At 39.9% G+C, this 11,719-nt stretch carries 9 protein-coding genes; 5 read left to right on the plus strand and 4 right to left on the minus strand.

Annotated elements, in window-relative coordinates; genetic code table 11:
• Positions 1 to 23: 23 nt before the first annotated feature.
• Positions 24 to 3,185 carry a YfiR/HmsC family protein gene (locus FLL46_RS25840; protein ID WP_168204323.1) on the minus strand — a complete coding sequence of 1,054 codons (3,162 nt, stop codon included), beginning with the start codon at positions 3,183 to 3,185 and terminating at the stop codon, positions 24 to 26.
• A 737-nt stretch (positions 3,186 to 3,922) separates the two neighbouring features.
• On the opposite strand from FLL46_RS25840, the gene rlmKL reads away from it, so the two are divergent.
• Entirely contained in the window at positions 3,923 to 6,091 is a 2,169-nt protein-coding gene (gene rlmKL / locus FLL46_RS25845; RefSeq protein ID WP_142935159.1) for a bifunctional 23S rRNA (guanine(2069)-N(7))-methyltransferase RlmK/23S rRNA (guanine(2445)-N(2))-methyltransferase RlmL, read from the plus strand.
• A gap of 144 nt (positions 6,092 to 6,235) precedes the next feature.
• On the plus strand, positions 6,236 to 6,490 hold the full coding sequence (locus tag FLL46_RS25850) for a glutaredoxin family protein (protein WP_142935161.1): 255 nt from the start codon (positions 6,236 to 6,238) through the stop codon (positions 6,488 to 6,490).
• Between the two features lie 92 nt (positions 6,491 to 6,582).
• Here the strand turns inward: FLL46_RS25850 and FLL46_RS25855 are convergent, their stop codons facing one another.
• Together FLL46_RS25855 and FLL46_RS25860 are read right to left on the minus strand one after the other, a co-directional pair.
• Positions 6,583 to 7,026: a DUF4124 domain-containing protein gene (locus tag FLL46_RS25855; protein WP_168204324.1), complete on the minus strand. Its 444-nt coding sequence runs from the start codon at positions 7,024 to 7,026 to the stop codon at positions 6,583 to 6,585.
• Between the two features lie 95 nt (positions 7,027 to 7,121).
• Positions 7,122 to 7,397 (minus strand): DUF3579 domain-containing protein, encoded by a 276-nt coding sequence (locus tag FLL46_RS25860; protein WP_142935165.1) that lies wholly within the window; start codon positions 7,395 to 7,397, stop codon positions 7,122 to 7,124.
• 471 nt (positions 7,398 to 7,868) lie between these two features.
• Between FLL46_RS25860 and msrP the strand changes: the two genes are divergently transcribed.
• Complete coding sequence (gene msrP, locus FLL46_RS25865; RefSeq protein ID WP_142935167.1) at positions 7,869 to 8,834, plus strand: protein-methionine-sulfoxide reductase catalytic subunit MsrP; 966 nt, start codon at positions 7,869 to 7,871, stop codon at positions 8,832 to 8,834.
• A gap of 16 nt (positions 8,835 to 8,850) precedes the next feature.
• Positions 8,851 to 9,456 (plus strand): protein-methionine-sulfoxide reductase heme-binding subunit MsrQ, encoded by a 606-nt coding sequence (locus tag FLL46_RS25870; RefSeq protein WP_142935169.1) that lies wholly within the window; start codon positions 8,851 to 8,853, stop codon positions 9,454 to 9,456.
• A gap of 50 nt (positions 9,457 to 9,506) precedes the next feature.
• Here the strand turns inward: FLL46_RS25870 and FLL46_RS25875 are convergent, their stop codons facing one another.
• The gene (locus FLL46_RS25875; RefSeq protein ID WP_246119407.1) at positions 9,507 to 10,313 is read right to left on the minus strand and encodes a TIGR00266 family protein; all 807 of its coding nucleotides are present in this window, start codon (positions 10,311 to 10,313) and stop codon (positions 9,507 to 9,509) included.
• A 177-nt stretch (positions 10,314 to 10,490) separates the two neighbouring features.
• Between FLL46_RS25875 and FLL46_RS25880 the strand changes: the two genes are divergently transcribed.
• Positions 10,491 to 11,165, plus strand: a complete 675-nt coding sequence (locus FLL46_RS25880; protein WP_142935171.1) for a DUF4097 family beta strand repeat-containing protein — start codon at positions 10,491 to 10,493, stop codon at positions 11,163 to 11,165.
• Positions 11,166 to 11,719 lie beyond the last annotated feature (554 nt).

The following is an 11,719-nucleotide window of genomic DNA, read 5'->3' on the forward strand; positions in this document are numbered from 1 at the left end:
GTTAAGTTTGTCTGCTCGACAAGCTATGAGGCATGGGTGTTCACGCTATACTCACTATACTCCTGGATTTGAGATAGCAGTGGCGGTAGTGTTTGAGATAGTCGGCCCAACTGTAAATGGGCTTCTTCAAAATTATGCTCTGTACAGGCATTGTTCAATTGAGCTGCAATTTCAGAAACCTGGTTGATAAATAAATTCGCTGAAACCCCCTTTAAATCGTGAGACGACTTGGCCAGTTGGTCGAAGTCTCGTTTATCAAGTAGTGCTTTGGCTTTCGAAATAAATTCAGATTGCTGGGATTTATACTGGATTAATAGATCGATAAAAATGTCAGCGTCTCCCATCAAGTCGACACCACTTTCAAAGTCGACTCCATGAATTTTAATTTTAGACTCAATTGTTTTTGTGCTATCAACAATCGCGCGCAATTTCTCGCCTGTCTTGGCTGAAATGACCCATTTGTTGAGTGTTTCAAAAAACTCTTTGATTCTGATAGGTTTTGAGACGTAATCGTTCATGCCTGCAGACAAGCATTTCTCTTTATCTCCTCCCATCGCATTGGCTGTCATCGCAATGATGGGTAAGTCGCTAAAACTATGGGACTCGCGAATTGCTCTGGCAGCCTGATATCCATCCATGACGGGCATTTGAATGTCCATGAGTACGCAGTCAAAATGCTTTTCTGAAACTTTTTGCACAGCTTCAAGGCCATTCGACGCCACATCAATATCGATAAACGCTTGCGAAAGGATCTCTTTTGCAACTTCCTGGTTTATTTCGTTATCTTCGACAATAAGCACTTTGCAATTTTCGAGTGAGGTATTGAGCGGTTTGATTTTATCTTGCTCAATAAAACGAGAAAACCTTCTTGACGGAATATGCTGTTGCGTGTCGTCGAATAACTGAACCAAGGTATCGAGCATACTAGAGGGAGTTATGGGCTTTCGAATTGTCATATCCGGAGAGATTTCTTGCATGAGTATTTCTTCGTTTTCAGAGACACCCGAGAGCAATAAAGTCAGCTTAGATCGAGTGTCTGACTTTATTTTTCTTAGTTCGCTGGTGTGAGCAAGCGCAATTTGGTGATCCACCAGAATATTATCAAAATATTGTTCAATTTTTTGTGCCGACTTTAAAATGCCCAGGCAACTTTCGATGCTACCGGCAACTGATATTTGGCAACCAAATGAGTTTAAAATAGCTCGTATTGCGGTTTGGCAACTCAGGTTGTCGGCGACAATCAAGATTCGTTTATTTGATAGTCCGAGAGAGTCATCAAGCCTGTCTAAAAGAGAGTTTTCGGTTTTAAAACCGAAGGTAGCATTAAAGCTAAAATTGCTACCGGCATTTGGATGACTGTCTACGTTTATCGAACCTGACATCTGTTCGATTAGCTTTTTACAAATTGCTAAGCCAAGGCCTGTTCCGCCAAATTTTCGCGTTGTAGAACTATCTGCTTGACTGAAAGGTCGGAATAAGCGTGAAGAAACTTCCTTGGTCATTCCTATACCTGTGTCAATAATCTCAAAAAATAATTCGATTTTATTGTCGCTTCTTTTCTTAGCGTCAATTTTAACTTTAACTTCGCCTGCCTCAGTAAACTTCATGGCATTATTGGTCAGGTTAATGAGAATTTGACTTAAACGAAGCGGATCGCCAACTAAAGTATCAGGAATTTTTGAGTCTATTTCGTAGATAAACTCGAGGCCTTTTTGTTGGATTTTAAGTCCGATTAGATTAGAAAGGTCGTCCAATACATTCGATAAACTGAATTCGATGGATTCCATTTTCAGTTCACCTGCTTCTACTTTTGAGAAGTCGAGAATATCGTTGATAATTTCTAAAAGCGTATTAGCGGCGTTATCTATTTTGTTAATATAGTTTTCCTGGCGATTATTCAGGTTGGTTTGTTTGGTCAGATGAAGCATCCCAATAACCGCGTTCATCGGAGTCCTGATTTCGTGACTCATGTTCGCTAAAAATGACGACTTGGCTTCATTAGCCGCTTGAGCTTGATCTCGGGCAATTAATAGCTCTTTTTGAATTTTGTTAAGCGCCAGGTTTTTGTCAACTAATTGTAAATTTGCTTTTTTTCTTTCTTTGTTAAAATAAACAATCATCATTAGCAATAAAACAAATATCACAAGGACAATTGCGCTTGTTGCCAGCCACCAACGTTGTTTTTCGATTTGAGAGACTTGTTCAACAAGGTTTTTTTGTTGTTCTTTGAGCTGTAGTTTTTGCTTTTCAATTGAGTTTCGTTGCTGGGAAAGTATCGACAGGTTCGTGTTAATACGATCGGTTAAACTGGAAACCTCCTTTTCTTTACTGGCGATAGTGTTTAGTTTTTCGCCCAGTATCGCTTCATTTGATTTCAATAGATCGCTAGCTTGGCGTAACTCGTTCTGGATTGCCAGGAGTTCACCTTCTTTTTCCCGAATAGAAATATTTTTGGCTTCAATTAACCGTGTTTTCTCTTCCAGCAGCTTGGCTTGCTTTTTCATCTGAATGCGAATACGTTCAGACTCTTTAAGCGCTTCTTCATATTGCTTTTGCGATTGTGCAAGTTGTTGTTTTGAAGTTTCAAGCGTGTCCTGCTGCAACTTCAGCTCTTCCTTTAAGGTGGCTAATTGTGCTGAGGACTCTTTAAAGAGTTCGGCGACATCCATTTCGGTGCCGCCGAGTAATAGAATATCTCGGTTTAATTTAAGATATTCAAAGGTAATGTTGGCTTTGTTAACCTCAAACGAATAAGTACCATCTTCACCTTGCAGTAAGTTGATCATGGTATTTTTCTTATCAGCAGTATCCTCAGTAACTAGCAATGTATTTGAACGGGCGGTAACACTTGAAATTCTATCGAGCTTAAATTTCGTATCGACAGGAATAAATAACAAGTGAAAACTCGGCATTTCCTGAATGTTAAAAGTGGAAGTAACGCTGATCGTTTTGTTACCAATTCGTTTGTGACGCGCGGTCGCTTTCAGTTGAGAGAGAAGTTCGGGGTAGTCGCCGACGATACCGATTTTGTACTGTCTAATTTTTGATTGATTTTTCCATTCTATTTTTTCTAGCAGGTGGAAGATAAAGGCTGTTTTAAATTCTTCGGGAGATATATTTTGTTGTGCGCTGGAAAATGTACAAGTTAAAAGCAGGCCGAGAATAATAGCGTTTTTATTAATCAAACTACCACGTTTAACTAATGAACAGCTGCTTTTAAATATAAACTGAATTATTTTATGAGAGAATGACAAGTACAATCTACGGCTTAGCTCCTTCGAAACCCTGACAACTGATATATTCTTAAGATAACTCATATATCGAATTTATTGTTTTAAATCAATATTGTCCAGTCTAATCGTTACTGTAATAACATGAATAGGGATTATTCTGAAGTAACGTAAGGCTGATAGAGTTTTCATTAGGGTCATTCTGGCTACTAGCTAGTTAAAACCATCTTCTTAAATACTAGCTTATTTTGGGATGTTTGCCAGTAAATCAGAGGCTTAGGGGCGGATCATGGCTGGTACAATCGCTACAATATGATAAATCTAAATGCTTGATTTAGCTGGCTATTGTGTTTGTAGCAATTTTAGCGTTTAAGTTTAAACAAACTGTTTTACTGTAATCTATGCTTCTTACCTGAAATGCTCTTCGGGAATTCTTATTCGCCTGACAAAATTCGCTACTTGTTATTTTGACGAGAATATCGCTGATGGTCGTTTTTTCGACAAATTTTAAAGCGGCAATTTTCGACGTCTCCATTGAAATAGGGAGTTTAGTTTGTGGCAATCGGGGATATTCTGTTCTTTTAAAAAAATCAATTGTTTAGGTGAGTTATTAGTGATGTGCGCGTATAATTAACCAACAAAGACACCCTGCATTTATTTGCGTTAATCGATACCTATCAGCCAATATCACTATGCCTCAATTTATTGCAACCTGTGCTAAAGGATTAGAATACTTACTGGTTGACGAACTAGTCGCCCTGGGAACAAACAATGTTAAGGAAGGACTTTCGCAAGTTAGTTTTGAATGCGATTGGCAAGGTGTATACCAGGTATTAATGTGGAGCCGGTTAGCCAGTCGTGTATTTTATCCAATCGCTAGTTTTGACGCCGAAGACGATGAGGTCTTGTATCAGCAAGCATCGATTATTGATTGGTCTCAACATATCAATCCGAAGAAAACCTTTCTTGTTAATTCGCAAAGTTTTCGCTCGCGTCTTTCACACACACAATTTATTTCGCAAAGAGTTAAGGATGCTATTGTTGACTATTTTCGTGATGCTGAAGAACAGAGGCCATGTGTCGATTTTGAAGAGCCCGATGTGGTCGTTCATTGCCGGATAAGACGAGATAAGGTGAATTTGTCGATAGATCTGGCAGGAAATGGATTACACAGAAGAGGCTATCGCGCAGAAGGGGGTGGGGCGCCAATTAAAGAAAACCTTGCCGCCGCGCTTTTAACCAGGGCCGGTTGGCCTCACGCGAGCGGCGTACTATTCGATCCTATGTGTGGTTCTGGTACTTTTTTAATCGAGGGGGCGATGATGGCCCTGGATATTGCGCCGGGTCTTTATCGAGAATATCTCGGTTTGTTTGGCTGGCAGCAATTTAACCAAAAAATCTGGGAGCAAGTTAAGCAAGAGGCCGAGCAACGAAAACAGCAAGGTTTACAGAAAGGGGAGATTGATATTTTCGGCAGTGATATTAATCCAAAATCAGTTAGAAATGCACAAACTAATGCTGCGATTGCAGGGCTTGACGATTTTATTAAAATTCGAATTGCCGGAATCGATCAAATTGCCCAATTCGAATACCCTGATAACGGTGTGTTGGTTGTTAACCCCCCCTATAGTGAGCGCCTTGGAGAGTATAACCAGGTGAAAAAGCTCTATCACGAGCTAGGCGAAGTATTAAAAAGTCACCTGAAAGGCTGGGATGCTTCAGTTTTATCGCCAGATAAAGACTTCGGTCATGCCTTAGGGATCAGGGCGAAGAAAATATATAAATTTAACAACGGTAGCATTCCTTGTGAATTGTTGAATTTCGAACTCACTGAGAGTAATTTTATTCAACGAGTTTCGGATGATAGTGTCGAAACTGATTTTAAATCGAAACTCTCTGAACAAGCCCTCCAATTGTGCAATCGAATTGAGAAGAAAAGAGATAAATTAAAGCGTTTTCTAAAAAAAGAGGGCATTACTTGTTATCGAATTTATGATGCAGATTTGCCGGAATACAATGCAGCAATCGATGTTTATGAAGAAAGATTGCATATTCAGGAATATCGAGCACCAAAGTCGATCGATGAAACGATAGCGCTGCGCCGGTTGAAAGAAATTGAACGGGTGGCAGCTGGCGTGTTTCAGATACCTCGTAGTCAGGTATTTACCAAACAACGCCGCCGACAAAAAGGCGATTGGCAATATACCAGCCAGAATGAAAAGCCACATAGCAACGCTGATTCTGATAATTTTAAACAGGTAAATGAAAGTGGGCGTAAGTTCTGGGTAAATTTATCCGACTATTTGGATACAGGATTATTTTTAGACCATCGAAAAACTCGGCAGTTGGTGGCGCAAAAGAGTGCTGGCAAGACGCTACTCAATTTATTCTGTTATACCGCTAGCGTTTCTGTTTATGCGGCAACTGCCGGTGCGAAATCGACTGTAAACGTTGATATGTCTCGTACTTATCTCGATTGGGCAAAAAGAAACTTTAGTTTGAACAAAATCAAATTCGATCGCCACGAATTTATTCGAAGTAACTGTATGGATTGGTTAAAAGAAGCGATTGAAGATGGTCTAAAATTTGATCTGATATTTCTCGACCCACCGACTTTTTCAAATTCAAAAAAAATGTCGAGTCATTTTGATATTCAAACGGACCATTGTGAGTTAATTGAGCAGTGTGGTTCGTTGTTGTCAGAGGGAGGAGAGTTAGTTTTTTCAAATAACTTCCAGAAATTCGAAATGGAGTTTGAAGGAAATGAGCAGTTTAGTTTGACTGAGATTACCACCAAGACCCATTCGCAGGATTTCGCGCGGAATAATCTCCATCGTTCATGGTTAATTGCAAAAAAGTAGTTTAGTTAATCGGTAAATTATTAAGGGGTGGGGCAAGGAAAGTAGCAGATGAATCTGGTTGGTTAAACATGTTACTAAAACTTGTCAAATTGTCGTCAGGGATTCTACACTTAAAGGGACGGCGCTATTAAATAAGGTGAGAGTATGTCTCAAACTATTCAACTATATACCACTGCAGGGTGCCATCTTTGCGAACAAGTTGAAGCGATGATGGAATATTTAATTCAAAACGACGATATGGTTGCGCATAATTTTGATATGTTACCAGTGGAAATTGCTGGCGATGAGGCTTTGGTCGAGCGTTATGGAATACGAATACCAGTGCTGGCGAGTTCTACCAAAGAGCTCGGCTGGCCATTTGAATTAGAAGAATTGAGAGAATGGTTGATTGCAACCTGAGGTGAAAAGAAAAAAGGGCGTTAAGCCCTTTTTTTATATACAAAAATTGTTGTTACTCTTTCAATGCTATATTAGCTAAGAGTAAATACGACTTACTGCTCTTCTGCAACCTCTGAACAGTATTTGTTTTTCTGTTCGGTCATTTTGTCGATATTGGCCTGTTTTTCTTCGTCGGTCATTAGTCGAGTGCCGCCCTGACCATCATCTTGTGCAATTCTTCCTGCGTTTTCAAGTATGTCCAGGTTTTGGGTCGCTATTTTGCAGTTTTCCTTTTTCCAGGCCGAATATTTATCGCTTTCAGGCGCTTTAACGCTTTGCGCAGGTTTCGCTACAGGAGCAGGTTTTGTTGCTTTTGCTTTTTTCGCCATCCGTATTTTTTCAAATGGAATATTGGCTGGCGGGCGTTCGGTATAGTGAATTTCGCCATCACTACCTTTCCACTTATACATATATTGAGGTTGATCGGCCGATTGAACCGAAGTAGTACTAGCTAATGCCAACAACATTGCCAGGGAAAAAATAGCACTGAATTTCATGATATATCCCATTTGTTTGCCAGATAAGGCTAATATAGACTCAAATCAGGGTAAAAGTTAAGTGATTTATTAAAAATTATTTAGTTTTGAGAGGTTTATTGTTGTTTTTCGGTTTGCAGGTTGTTCTTCGTTGCAAAATGAATTACGTCGTTTAAAAGCGCCTGGTGTTCCTCATTCAGCTTTGCATCGACAATAACGCATTTAATACCATCAATAACTGCAGGCCTAAGCATTGGAGAATAATACATTCGCCGATTGCGAAAGGTACATAGATTACCACAAAGCCTCTCTGCCCAATCACTAGGTCGAAACTTATTTCCATCTGGCGTAATCCCTTTCAGGATCAAGCGGTTAAAATCGATTGGATTCATTGATTGAAAACTTCTCATTTTTCATCAGAACGCGCGGGCATAATGCCAGAATCTTATTGATTGTCAATAGACTTAGATCAAAACATCAGCAATGCATATCACGAGCTGAAAACAGGTTAGAATTCAAATGACCATATATAGAAGACGACACCATTGCTAAATAGGCGGATGCCTCTGACTTTTATATTTAGCTAAGTGTAGCAAAGAAACGCGATTCCATTGTTATTTTAAACTGGATCTGATGATTCGCGCCAAAAAACTAAAATTATTTTACGGCTGCTGATTACAAGTTAAGGTTACTGATTGACGTTTGGTTCTTCTTTTGATGTAACAAATAAAGTTGCTGAATGTCTTTTCTGTAAGTATACAGATTTCGCTTTTATCCTTGGTAAAAGCAGATGATAGGTCGTTTATTTTTTGCGCATCAGAGCAATACTTATGAATGATTACTAAAGGTGGTTGTAAGTCATTATGAAAAAAAGCACGCAACAAACGAGAGTAGCGGAAAGTCAGGTAACCCCAGAATCAATTTTTTGGAATCGGCGTCAATTTATCCAAAAATTCGGACTTGCTACCAGTTACCTTGGAATGATGGGAATTGCTCCGGTTAACGCAGAATCGAATTCAGGGCTTTCAGGCTTAGCGCTTAAAGATGAATTAAGCAGTGAGTATGTGATAACCCACCATAATAATTTTTATGAGTTTTCAACAGATAAGAAAAAACCAGCTGAATTAGCGAAGAATTTTACTCCCGGAAATGACTGGCGTGTCGCTATCGAAGGAGAAATTGAGAAACCAGGCGAATATACATTAGAAGATATATTAAAGTGGGTGCAACTCGAGGAAAGAATCTATCGTTTACGTTGCGTTGAGGCTTGGTCCATGGTTGTTCCCTGGACTGGTTTTGAATTAAGCACACTCATAAAGCATGTGAAACCGACTTCAAAAGCTAAATATATCGAATTTAAGACTTTGCATGATCCGAAAGTATTCCCCGGTCAAAAACGAGGGCTGTTTGGTATGCATTCCTTGCCTTGGCCATATGTTGAAGGTCTCACAATTGAAGAAGCAATGAACCCATTAACGCTAATGGCGACCGGTGTTTATGGAAAGAATTTACCTGGACAAAATGGTGCGCCGCTTCGATTAGTTGTGCCTTGGAAATACGGGTTTAAAAGCATAAAGTCGGTTGTATCAATTCGTTTTTCAGAAACTCAACCGGTGAATACCTGGAATAAACGAGCTCGAAGAGAGTACGGTTTTTACGCAAATGTAAATCCAAATGTTGATCACCCTCGATGGAGTCAGGCGACTGAGCGCCGTATTACCGACGAATCCTTTTTTGGCGTAAAGAAAATTCCGACACAAATGTTTAATGGCTATGCTGATCAAGTTGCCCATTTGTATAAAGGACTCGACTTAACCCGTTTTTACTAGGTGTTGTAATAAGCGAATGAAGATACTAAAAGTGGTCATCCACTTTGGGGCCTGGTTGCCTTTAATATGGCTTGCTTATGCGGCTTATAGCAGACAGTTGGGAGGAGATCCCCAGGAAGCGGTATTACACGAGCTTGGATTGTTTGGGCTTATTTTCCTTTTGCTATCTCTCTCCATGACACCGGCCAAAATGTTTTACAAAAGTTTTGCCTGGGTGCGTTTTAGGCGAATGCTTGGGCTCTACGGGGCTTTTTACCTAAGCTTACATTTGCTGGTTTATCTGGCTTTCTATTTGCACTTTGATTTTGCAGAACTGGCCGCTGAGATTATTAAGAGACCTTATATTACAGTTGGAATGGTTGCTTTCTTCTTGTTGCTCCCTTTAGTGGTAACTTCAACCAGGGCTGCTCAAAGACGGCTTGGCAAACGGTGGAAGAAATTGCACCAACTTGCCTATATTATAACTGTGTTGGGGCTGGTTCATTTTATCTGGCAAAGTAAATCCGATCTCAATGAGCCGATGCTTTATGTTTTGTGGGCTGGTTTATTATTTGGTGCTCGTTGGTTTAAAAAACACCAGAACATAAATATTGCCAAAGTGAGCAAGCCAGACAATAGTTGAATTATCTGGCTTGTATTAGTTATGTTATTTCTTATTGTGTCAACGGGATTTTAGTTTCCGTCAATCATACGACCAAGACCACCAAGAACTGAGCCTTCTCCCTTATCAGAGCCACCGTGACTTGGGGCACTCTCAAATATTCGATCAGCAAGTCGAGAAAATGGGAGACTTTGCAACCAGACAGTTCCGTGACCCGATAATGTCGCCAGGAAAAGCCCTTCGCCGCCAAAGACCATTGACTTTAAGTTGCCTGCCCGTTGAATGTCATAGTCTATCCCTGGGGTAAAGCCAACCAGACATCCAGTATCAACTCTGAGTGTTTCACCATTCAGTTCCTTTTTGATTAATGTTCCGCCTGCATGAATAAAGGCCATTCCGTCTCCTTCAAGCTTTTGCAGGATAAACCCTTCACCGCCAAAAAAGCCTGCACCTAAACGCTTATTAAAAGTAATCGATACTTTTGTGCCCAGTGCAGCGGCGACAAATGAGTCCTTTTGACAGATAACTTTCTCTCCGAGTTGAGACATGTCTAATGGAATAATAGTGCCGGGATAAGGAGCAGAAAATGCGACCTTACATTTTTGATGGCCTTCATTAGTAAAATGAGTCGTAAATATAGATTCACCGGTCAATGTTCTTTTTGCCGCAGAAAAAAGCTTAGACATCAAACCTTCATCTGGTGTCGAACCGTCGCCCATTTTGGTTTCGAAGTTAATACCTTGTTCCATATAATTCATCGCGCCGGCTTCGGCAATAACTGTTTCACCGGGGTCGAGTTCAACTTCCACTAGTTGAATGTCGTGTCCCAAGATTTCATAGTCAACTTCATGGCATCGCATAAATTGTTCCTTTTTCATTTGTTATTGCTAACTTTATCGTAGGTCGATTTAACCAAAAATGGGAAAAAATCACTAACGAATCTTTGTAAAATTTATTAGTTTATTTGTAACTATCTAAAAACAAAGGACAATTCTTAGTGGCAAGGTTTTTGCCTTACACTTTTGAGTGTTAATTAAATTGGGGATTGTTTTTCTATGAACAGGTTTTCGATAGGTGTTTTTGGACTAGCTATTGCTAGTATCGTTAGTGGGTGTGGGGTTCACGTAAGAGCAAATGATAACTATAGGTATAAAGATCTCGATAGTGTTTTTGGAGGAGTGACTGTTGGTAGTGGTGCCCAGGTTCGAAATGTTTCAAGCGTAAATGGTGGAGTTGATTTGCTCGCTGGTTCAAAGGCGCGAAGTGTTGATACCGTTAATGGCAGTATTGATATAGGAAATAATGTTAGCGTACTGGAGGCGGAAACTGTTAACGGTGGCATTGAAGCAGGCAAGTCATTAAGTGTTGAAAAATCTCTTTCCACTGTGAATGGGGGGATTTTAATTGGAGAAAATAGTGAGATCGGAAAGGATATTGTCACGGTTAATGGAGATATAGAGTTAACAAGAGTACTAGTTGCCAGACATGTTAGAACTAACAATGGTGATATTCGCTTGGTCGATGGCAGTATTGTTAAGGGGGATATCATTGTTGAAAAATCGAATGGTGGTTGGTTTTCCGGATTGTCGATAACCGGAGATATGCCGGTTGTTGAAATCGATTCTGCTTCGCAAGTCGAAGGAACAATCCACTTATATAAACGAGTAAAACTGGTCATTGACGAAAAAGCGATAGTCGGCGAAATAAAACGACATTATTCTCGGAAATAGCCAGGTAATAATTTTTGCCTGATTTTTGTGCAGAAATCGAAATAATTATCAAATTCGAACTATACTTAATACCCCCATTAAAAAATCCTGATAGCGGTGCAAGCTGCATTAAGTAATTTTAGTGGGGGCGATGTCATTAAAACTCCGTAACATCGTTGAAATTATCGTCAAATATGACCTGATTTTAGCAAATATTGTCTAGTAAATGACCAACCTTAAAAAAAGTTAATAAAAAGTAAAAATAAAGGTTGCGTGATAAATTGTAGGGCCTATAATGCGCGTCCGCTTCGGGGGGAAACAGGGAGTTTTCAGACGGAGATGGGTCGCTGGATTGAAGCTTTAAAAAAGCTTAAAAAATTCAGTTGACAGAGGCAAGACGCACTGTATAATGCGCGCCTCGCTCAAGGGTTAAGGTTTAGGCCTGGCGCTTGAAAAAGTCAGGGATTTATTTGAGTCTAAAAAGAATCAAATAAAGTGTTGACAGCGGTTAAGCGCACTGTATAATGCGCGCCCACTTCGACCGAAAACGCAGTTTAAAGTTGAAGTGAAGTTAG

It is taken from the genome of Aliikangiella coralliicola, from assembly GCF_007004725.1.
Taxonomy (GTDB): Bacteria; Pseudomonadota; Gammaproteobacteria; order Enterobacterales; family Kangiellaceae; genus Aliikangiella; species Aliikangiella coralliicola.